General features: G+C 38.2%; 8 protein-coding genes. All 8 read left to right on the top strand.

What is annotated here, in order from left to right; genetic code table 11:
- On the top strand, positions 1-157 hold a 157-nt coding region (locus DBX25_RS21490; RefSeq protein ID WP_420812965.1), incomplete at its 5' end, for a glutamine amidotransferase-related protein.
- The gene (pabC, locus tag DBX25_RS17690; protein ID WP_108672109.1) at positions 150-1,037 is read left to right on the top strand and encodes an aminodeoxychorismate lyase; all 888 of its coding nucleotides are present in this window, start codon (positions 150-152) and stop codon (positions 1,035-1,037) included. The genes DBX25_RS21490 and pabC, both read left to right, overlap by 8 nt.
- Positions 1,038-1,120: 83 nt before the next feature.
- Complete coding sequence (gene folP / locus DBX25_RS17685) at positions 1,121-1,894, top strand: dihydropteroate synthase (protein ID WP_108672152.1); 774 nt, start codon at positions 1,121-1,123, stop codon at positions 1,892-1,894.
- The gene (folB, locus tag DBX25_RS17680) at positions 1,887-2,252 is read left to right on the top strand and encodes a dihydroneopterin aldolase (RefSeq protein ID WP_108672108.1); all 366 of its coding nucleotides are present in this window, start codon (positions 1,887-1,889) and stop codon (positions 2,250-2,252) included. The genes folP and folB overlap by 8 nt, the downstream gene beginning before the upstream one ends.
- Positions 2,249-2,776, top strand: a complete 528-nt coding sequence (gene folK, locus DBX25_RS17675; RefSeq protein WP_108672107.1) for a 2-amino-4-hydroxy-6-hydroxymethyldihydropteridine diphosphokinase — start codon at positions 2,249-2,251, stop codon at positions 2,774-2,776. The genes folB and folK overlap by 4 nt, the downstream gene beginning before the upstream one ends.
- On the top strand, positions 2,728-2,937 hold the full coding sequence (locus DBX25_RS17670) for a helix-turn-helix domain-containing protein (RefSeq protein WP_108672106.1): 210 nt from the start codon (positions 2,728-2,730) through the stop codon (positions 2,935-2,937). Before folK ends, DBX25_RS17670 begins: the two co-directional genes overlap by 49 nt.
- Positions 2,938-2,968: 31 nt before the next feature.
- Positions 2,969-3,988 (top strand): tRNA dihydrouridine synthase DusB, encoded by a 1,020-nt coding sequence (gene dusB, locus DBX25_RS17665; RefSeq protein ID WP_205685260.1) that lies wholly within the window; start codon positions 2,969-2,971, stop codon positions 3,986-3,988.
- Positions 3,989-4,266: 278 nt separating this feature from the next.
- Positions 4,267-5,751: a lysine--tRNA ligase gene (gene lysS / locus DBX25_RS17660; protein ID WP_108672104.1), complete on the top strand. Its 1,485-nt coding sequence runs from the start codon at positions 4,267-4,269 to the stop codon at positions 5,749-5,751.
- Positions 5,752-6,117: the final 366 nt, after the last annotated feature.

Genomic DNA, 6,117 nt, shown 5'->3' with positions numbered 1-6,117 from the left:
GACAGAGGAGGGAGAAATTATGGCCATACGTCATAAGGAGTTACCGGTAGAAGGAGTCCAATTTCACCCTGAATCAATCATGACTCAAAATGGAAAACAGCTACTGAGTAATTTTGTCGGATTCTATACGAAGTCGGAACAATCAATTCATGAATAAGTGGATGTATTTAAATGGGAGGATTATTCCTGAGAATGAAGCGTCTATTTCACCGTTTGATCATGGTTTTTTGTATGGGCTAGGAGTGTTTGAAACATTTCGTCTATACAAGGGGCATCCATTTTTATTAGAAGATCATATAAACCGTATGCAAGATGCTTTACGGGAGTTAAATATCCATATCACCCTATCAATAGTGGAATTGTCAGAGATATTGAAGGAATTAATGGTTAAGAATAGATTGGAAAATGCTCGAGTACGGTTGAATGTGTCAGCGGGCGATGGTCCGATTGGCTTGCAGACTTCCCCTTATACCAATCCTAATATCATGATTTTTATGAATCCATTACCTACAGCTTCCGATCAATTGAGCAGCAAAACGGCCATCTTATTGAGGCAAAGAAGAAATACGCCAGAGTCTACGTACCGTCTTAAATCTCATCATTATTTGAATAATATTATCGCTAAGCGAGAGATTGGGACAGAGAATGAAGCCGAAGGAATTTTCTTAAACGAAAAAGGATATTTGGCAGAAGGAATTGTCTCTAATATATTTTGGGTAAAAAAGGGTGTTTTATATACCCCTGACGTTAAGACGGGAATATTAAATGGGATTACCAGGAAGTTTGTGATTCATCTTGCCAATCAACAAGGCATCCTTGTGAAAGAGGGAGAATTCATGGTGGAAGCTCTCCTGGAAGCGGATGAAATGTTTATAACCAACTCCATTCAAGAAATTGTTGCACTTGACTGCTTAAAAGAAGTTAAGAATTTCATGGGAGTTCAAGGAGATATCACGGCATTATTGTTTAAGAAGTATATCGAACTAAGAGAGCAGCTTCTTACAATGAATGAATACCCATTTGATCGCACTGAGTAAAGGGGAGTTTTATAGTGAGAGAACAATCGACATCTATCCAATGTGGTCCGTACCAACTGGATTATCAGAAAAAAACACTAATCATGGGGATTTTGAATACTACACCTGATTCTTTCTCCGATGGAGGAAAGTTCAATGACGTGAATGTCGCGGTAGCTCGAGCTAAGAAATTAGTAGAAGACGGAGCGGATATTATTGACATAGGGGGAGAATCTACACGTCCTGGTGCGCAAAAGGTTGCGGTAGAAGAGGAGCTGAACCGAGTCATTCCTGTTATTGAAGCCATCTCAAAAGAAGTCCCTGTACCAATCTCTATTGACACTTATAAAGCAGAAGTCGCTTTACGTGCTGTGGAAGCTGGAGCGCATATCATCAATGACGTGTGGGGAGCAAAAGCGGACCCAGATATGGCTAAAGTGGCAGCGGAATTAGATGTCCCGATTATCTTGATGCACAATCGTGAAGGGAAGGACTATGATGTTTTCTTGCGAGATGCATTTTATGACCTATACCAAAGTATTGAGTTGGTAAAATCAGCAGGTGTGAAAGACTGTAACATTATATTAGACCCAGGCATTGGATTTGCAAAAGACTTTGACCGAAATATAGATATGATGAGAGGCTTAGATAAATTAGTATCACTAGGTTACCCTGTTTTACTAGGAACAAGCCGTAAATCCATGATTGGACAAATTTTGGATTTACCTCCACAAGAGCGAATGGAAGGCACAGGGGCGACTGTATGTTACGGTATCCAAAAAGGATGCCAGATCATGCGAGTTCATGATGTGAAAGAAATAGCACGAATGGCCAAAGTGATGGATGTACTGGTTGGGAAGGGTGTTTCTCTTGGATAAAATCTATTTAAATGAAATGGATTTTTATGGTTACCATGGGGTGTTCCCTGAGGAAACAAAGCTTGGGCAACGATTCAAAGTCGATTTGACAGTGAATGCTGATTTATCCAAGGCTGGAAAAAGTGATAACTTGAATGACTCCATAAATTATGGTGAACTATATTTTACCTGTAAGGAAATAGTTGAAGGTGAACCATATAAGCTGATAGAATCTGTTGCAGAGAAAATTGCAGAATTGGTTCTTGAGCGTTTTTCAAAAGTGCATAGCTGTACAGTTAAAGTAATTAAGCCGGATCCCCCTATTCCAGGACACTATAAATCTGTAGCTATTGAAATTACGAGGAGTAGAGGCGAATGAAGTCATACGCTTTTTTGTCGTTAGGTACTAATATAGGAGAACGATACCAATATCTTAGGGATGCTGTTCAATTACTGGGTGAAGATCCATCAATTGATGTATTAAAGATTTCTTCCATATACGAAACCGAGCCAGTCGGATATACGGATCAAGGAAATTTCTTGAATATTGTCGTGAAAATCGAAACCAGATATTCGCCCGAAGAGTTGCTATTAAGATGTCAATCTATTGAACAGAATCTTGGTAGAAAAAGGGAAATAAGGTGGGGTCCTCGAACCATAGACCTTGACATTTTGTTGTATAATCAAGAGAATATTGAAGCGGATAATCTTTCTATTCCCCATCCTCGGATGCATGAGCGAGCATTTGTCCTCATTCCTTTATTGGAAACTGAACCGAACATCAAGCTTCCGACGATGGATATCCCGCTAACTTCATTGTTAGAGAACATGCCAGAGAAAGAAGGAGTTCAAAAATGGAAGCAGAAAAATGGGGAAGACGCATTCGTGCCTTTCGAAAACTGAAAGGATTTACGCAAGAAGGATTTGCGAAAGAACTTGGAGTTTCTGTTTCTTTATTAGGAGAAGTTGAAAGAGGAAACCGAATGCCTTCTGATAAATTTTTGACAGAAGTAGCGGAAATGCTCGATGTACCTCTAGGAGAGCTGAATCCGAAAGAAGATTAAAAGACATATTTACTGTTAAATAGATATTTTTATAAAAAGAGGAGGTAATGCTGTGCTGAAAATTGGAGATATCACCATGAAAAATCCTGTAGTCCTTGCCCCAATGGCCGGTGTTTGTAACTCAGCATTTCGTCTGACTGTAAAGGAATTCGGTGCAGGGTTAGTTTGTGCGGAAATGGTAAGCGACAAAGGGATTATCTTTAAAAATGAAAAGACTATGAATATGCTTTATATTGATGAAAGAGAAAAACCTCTTAGCTTACAAATCTTTGGTGGCGAAAAAGAAACTTTAGTGGAAGCTGCACGTTTTGTTGATCGCAATACGAATGCGGACATTATTGACATCAATATGGGCTGTCCTGTCCCGAAGATTACTAAATGTGATGCAGGTGCAAAATGGTTGCTGGATCCTAATAAAATTTATGAAATGGTGTCGGCTGTAGTGGACGCTGTTGACAAGCCAGTCACTGTGAAAATGCGTATGGGCTGGGACGAAGAGCACATTTTCGCTGTTGAGAACGCAAGAGCAGTAGAACGTGCGGGTGGTAAAGCTGTGTCACTTCATGGAAGAACACGTGTACAAATGTATGAAGGTAAAGCAAATTGGGATATCATTCGTGAAGTCAAACAATCAGTTAACATCCCGATCATTGGGAATGGTGATGTTCAAACTCCTCAGGATGCGAAACGAATGCTTGATGAAACCGGAGTAGATGGCGTCATGATTGGTCGTGCAGCTCTTGGAAACCCATGGATGATTTACCGTACTGTAAAATATCTTGAAACAGGAGAATTAATGGACGAGCCAACAGTACGTGAAAAAATGGATGTTGCAGTCCTACACTTGGATCGCCTGATTGATTTAAAGAATGAATATGTTGCGGTTCGTGAAATGCGTAAACACGCTGCGTGGTACTTAAAAGGTGTACGCGGAAATGCGATAGTACGTAATGGTATTAATGAATGTAATACTAGGGATGAACTAGTTAATTTACTTTACTCACTAGTAGAAGAAAATGAAGTTAAAGAAGAAACTCAAGTCGTTGGTTGACTTTGATTTCGAATTTTTCTATAATACGCTGTAAATAAACTGCCAGGTAATCTGGCAGTTTTTATATTATTTCACCTTGTTTTATTCATCGAGGCTAATAACGAGAGGGTCCTAGGCAGGAGAAAATTTTCATAGGAATAATTTGTTTGTTACCTATAACGATGTTTTTCGTATAAATGGATGTTTTATCTTATTAGCTTGTGTAAAATGGATAAGTGTCAATTATTGTGATGTTTAATGTGATTACATATATAAAAGAAAAATGGGAGTGAGCTTTAATGAGTCATGAAGAATTAAATGACCAATTACAAGTTAGACGCGACAAAATGCAATCAATGATGGATGCAGGTAAAGATCCATTCGGAAAGAGATTCGATCGTTCACATCATGCTAAAGAACTTCTAGAAGCATATGGAGATTTGTCAAAAGAAGAGCTTGAAGAAAAGAAAGTTTCTGTTACCATTGCTGGTCGTATCATGACTAAACGTGGAAAAGGAAAAGCTGGCTTTGCACATATTCAAGATCTTACTGGTCAAATCCAAATTTATGTACGACAAGATGCAATTGGTGAAGAAAACTATGCAGATTTCGATTCAGCTGATTTAGGAGACATTATCGGGGTTACAGGTACAGTTTTCAAAACTCAAGTTGGAGAACTTTCTATTAAAGCTTCTGACTTCACTTTCTTGACGAAAGCCCTTCGTCCTTTACCGGACAAATTCCATGGTCTTAAAGATGTGGAAGAACGATACCGTAAACGTTATGTAGACCTTATTACAAATGAAGAAAGTAAAAAAACCTTCATTACTAGAAGCTTAATCATCCAATCTATGCGTAGATACCTTGATAACCACGGTTATTTAGAAGTTGAGACTCCAATGATGCATGCCATTGCTGGTGGAGCTTCTGCAAGACCATTTACAACGCATCATAACGCATTGGATATGCCATTATTCATGCGTATTGCAATCGAACTACACTTAAAACGTCTAATTGTAGGTGGACTTGAAAAAGTTTATGAAATTGGTCGAGTATTCCGTAATGAAGGTGTGTCCACAAGGCATAACCCAGAATTTACAATGATTGAATTGTATGAAGCGTATGCGGATTACCGTGACATCATGAAACTAACTGAAAACCTTATTGCTCATATTGCAGAAGAAGTACTTGGTACGACGACTGTCCAATATGGCGAATACCAAGTAGAATTGAAACCGGAATGGAAGAGACTTCATATGGTTGATGCTATTAAAGAATATGTTGGCGTTGACTTCTGGAAGCATATGACCAAGGAAGAAGCACAAGCACTTGCAAAAGAGCATGGTGTTGAAATTACTGAGCATATGGAATTTGGTCATATCGTAAATGAATTCTTCGAGCAAAAGATTGAAGATAAGCTCATTCAACCTACTTTCATCTACGGACACCCAGTGGAAATTTCTCCACTAGCTAAGAAAAATGAGGAAGATCCCCGATTCACCGATCGTTTTGAACTATTCATCGTTGGTCGTGAACACGCGAATGCATTTACAGAGTTAAATGATCCAATTGATCAACGACAACGTTTTGAAGCTCAAATGAAAGAAAAAGAACAAGGTAATGATGAAGCCCATGAAATGGATGACGATTTCATCGAAGCGTTGGAATATGGTATGCCTCCAACAGGCGGTCTTGGAATTGGTATCGATCGCTTAGTAATGTTATTAACGAGTGCACCTTCCATTCGTGATGTATTATTATTCCCATTAATGCGCCATCGTTAATAGATAGAGTCAAAGCCTGGAAGATTATTATCCTCCAGGCTTTTTTATATGAAAGAAAAGTCTTTCTCCGGGACACTAAATGTAATAGAACCTAGATTTAACAAAGGTTTTTTTGTCGGAATTTTATAACATATATTATTTCAGAAAAACTTTCAAAAAAGCTATTGCACCTATTTCGATATGGTGATATATTTATATCTGTTGTTAAGAACAAAAACTTTTGAAAAAACATATTGACTCCAATGTGAGTCGGTGGTACTATTAAAAAAGCTGTTCTAATTGTTCTTTGAAAACTAAACAAAACAATACGTCAACGTTTAAATTTAAGTCTTTTAAATAAGACATTTTATGAGCAAGTCAAACACT

Source organism: Peribacillus acanthi, from assembly GCF_003073175.1.
GTDB lineage: Bacteria > Bacillota > Bacilli > Bacillales > DSM-1321 > Bacillus_BN > Bacillus_BN acanthi.
Note: the sequence above shows the minus strand (reverse complement) of the source record. Positions and strands in the feature narration are given on the sequence as shown.

Coding starts and splice junctions, on each gene's coding strand:
- pabC (WP_108672109.1), top strand. CDS start 150: ATGAATAAGTGGATGTATTTAAATGGGAGGATTATTCCTGAGAATGAA.
- folP (WP_108672152.1), top strand. CDS start 1,121: ATGGGGATTTTGAATACTACACCTGATTCTTTCTCCGATGGAGGAAAG.
- folK (WP_108672107.1), top strand. CDS start 2,249: ATGAAGTCATACGCTTTTTTGTCGTTAGGTACTAATATAGGAGAACGA.
- DBX25_RS17670 (WP_108672106.1), top strand. CDS start 2,728: ATGGAAGCAGAAAAATGGGGAAGACGCATTCGTGCCTTTCGAAAACTG.
- lysS (WP_108672104.1), top strand. CDS start 4,267: ATGAGTCATGAAGAATTAAATGACCAATTACAAGTTAGACGCGACAAA.